This window comes from Vibrio sp. ZOR0018 (genome assembly GCF_963865925.1).
Classification (GTDB): Bacteria; Pseudomonadota; Gammaproteobacteria; order Enterobacterales; family Vibrionaceae; genus Vibrio; species Vibrio anguillarum.
Map to the genome: position 1 here is coordinate 905 of NZ_CAWMCN010000062.1, position 2,549 is coordinate 3,453.

Annotated in this window: 4 protein-coding genes; all 4 read right to left on the minus strand. The window is 40.2% G+C overall.

What is annotated here, in order from left to right:
• Window positions 1-264 precede the first annotated feature (264 nt).
• Window positions 265-615, minus strand: a complete 351-nt coding sequence (locus AACR75_RS02215; protein WP_231564226.1) for a GIN domain-containing protein — start codon at window positions 613-615, stop codon at window positions 265-267.
• Window positions 616-633: 18 nt separating this feature from the next.
• The gene (locus AACR75_RS02220) at window positions 634-900 is read right to left on the minus strand and encodes a hypothetical protein (protein WP_231564227.1); all 267 of its coding nucleotides are present in this window, start codon (window positions 898-900) and stop codon (window positions 634-636) included.
• A 143-nt stretch (window positions 901-1,043) separates the two neighbouring features.
• The gene (locus AACR75_RS02225; RefSeq protein ID WP_047691647.1) at window positions 1,044-1,961 is read right to left on the minus strand and encodes an alpha/beta hydrolase; all 918 of its coding nucleotides are present in this window, start codon (window positions 1,959-1,961) and stop codon (window positions 1,044-1,046) included.
• Window positions 1,962-2,347: 386 nt separating this feature from the next.
• On the minus strand, window positions 2,348-2,549 hold a 202-nt coding region (locus tag AACR75_RS18570), incomplete at its 5' end, for a hypothetical protein (RefSeq protein WP_231564228.1).

Genomic DNA, 2,549 nt, shown 5'->3' on the forward strand with positions numbered 1-2,549 from the left:
ACGAAAAATAACCCAACGCGATCAAGAAACAGCAAATATGTGATGATTATTTATTGCTTAAGTTAAGCCACAAAACATGGAATTTACTGCTCAATTTCAACTCGATTTAGCTGATAAAAACTCACTTTGCCTAACGCCCGGCTAAGGGGTTGACAACGCACCGCCGAACTTAAAAAACACACTGTAAACACTGAACTTCAATTTTGCACTAAAGTCGCCGCGCGTTGGCAATCCCTCTTGAGCCGTTTGTTATATTTTTGTTACTCACGGTATGGCTATTATAGAGCCTCTGCCATTAATTTCAGTTTCTATACTCACAGGTGCCCCCGAATACTCAACACGACCAGAGCCATTAACACGAGCATTTAATTCTGAAGACACGTTTAATTGAGCGACTCCTGCACCATTAACCTCTATCTTTCCTTTCTCCGATTTCAACTTAAAAGCATCCAGTTCAGCCGCTCCATTCAATGAAATATTGAAAGATGTAACTTGTCCCGTTAATGATGATTTGCCAATACCATTGATCGTCATTTCGAAGTGTTTTGCTGATAGTTCTGTGATATCAACTTTTTGGTCACCATTTAAGGTTAAGTCTTTTAGCGAACCATTCACTAACTCAAATTTGAAATATTAGTCAACCAAAACATTTTCTTTCGTACTAATTTCCAACGAACCATCAAGACATTTGAATCTGAGATAATCCAACTCTTTGCTAGCACCTTTCACACTACCTGAGGGGGAGCCTACAGCAACCAATTTGATAGTTGACGGTACGTTTATCGTTAATTTGCTATAGTCACAGGCAGGTAATTTTCTTTCAATCTGCACTTCATCCGCCAATACAAATTGACTAGTAGTCAACAATATTGCTAAGTAACTGTAATTTATCATTTTCACTGAATTCTCTCTAAAAAATATAACGCCCGCTTAAGGGGCTGACAACGCTACTACCAAGTTTCCGCATAACACCGTAAACACAAAAACCAACGCATAATAAAAATGCCACGCGTTGGAAGTCCCTCTTGAAGCGTTTGTTATGTTTAATTTTTGAGCGTTTCTGCAATGTACCTAATACAACGCCTTGCAGACTCACTTACACCGGAAAGTTGATAGAAACCATGTATTACACCTAGGTAACGTTCACAATAAGCGTCAACTCCTTGGGAAAGAAGCAACCTGTATAACTGCTCTCCTTCATCTCGCAGTGGGTCATACTCGGCTGTGATAATCATCGTTGGCGGTAAACCTTGAAAATCTTTTCTTGCTAATAGATTGAGTTCTGTTTCACTGACTAACCGCTCTGATTCACCCGCATAAAGCTGAAAACCTGACAGCAACATTTGAGCGGTAATAATAAAATCTGTACCGTTTTTCTGATAACTATCAGACGCGCCCAAGGGATCGACCATTGGATATATTAGGACTTGTTTTTCAGGTAGCCACAGCTTTTTATTTTTCAAGCGAAGTGCTGTAGCAAGAGCTAATTGTGCGCCAGCACTATCACCGACAAAAAACACATGTTCAGTATCACCGCCATATTTATGACCATGCTCTTTGATACCCAACGTGGTCTGAAATACATCATCATGAGCTGATGGATATGTATGTTCTGGTGCTAATCTGTACTTAATGCAAACCACTATAGTCTCTGATAGATGAGCTAACTGCCTCAGTTGTGCTTCATGTGTTTCAAAACCACCACTAATGAAACAACCACCATGAAAGTAAATCGTGATTGGTAAATTAGCTTTATCGCTTGGCTTATAAACTTTGATTTGAATACCATCCAGCTCATCAACAAACTCATCGGCCATTTCAGGGCTAGAGCCAGCTAAAACTGTACTTGATAGATAACCAGCCCGACGATCAGAAATAGTTTGTTTTGATGGACAGGGTTTCCCACAAGAAATGAACTCTTCAACGAGTTCTTTAATGCCGCGCTCTAGATAGTTGCTCATATTTAATTCTTCGAATGTGTTCAAAGCTCGAGATGATAGCCGAACACATTAAACTGTATATAAAAACAGTGGAAATTTGTGATGCTGATTAAACATAACGCCCGGCTAAGGGGTTGACAACGCACCGCCGAACTCAAAAAATACACCGTAAACACTGAACTGCAATTTTGCACTAAAGTCGCCAAGCGTTGGCAATCCCTCTTGAGCCGTTTGTTAGCTGCTGCACTTTAGCTGGAGATTTACTACCCAACGGCCTAATTTAAAACACATTATTGATTTCAAGCGGCAAAGTAAAACGGACAACTGAGAAACTAAAACCTAATCCACGAAACGCACTTGGCAAAGAAGAAATAACAGGGAAACTGACGAGCTTCTAGGACTTAAATTTACAAAGAATTATGTCGAAGAAGCCAACAACCAAGTGCGCAAAATCCATTTAAACGCGAAAGAGCTTCAAAACCAAAGAAGCCACACCAAAGAAATAAACACACCACTTCCCGTAAGAAGGCTTCGGTTAGTTCAAGCACTTCACGAACAGTGCCACTGGCGAGATACATGGAAAAGTGCTGACTTTCAGGTGTAAAGCTA

What these genes read in the sequence shown, in the direction of transcription:
- AACR75_RS02225 (WP_047691647.1), bottom strand. Translation starts at nt 1,961, where the DNA reads ATGAGCAACTATCTAGAGCGCGGCATTAAAGAACTCGTTGAAGAGTTC.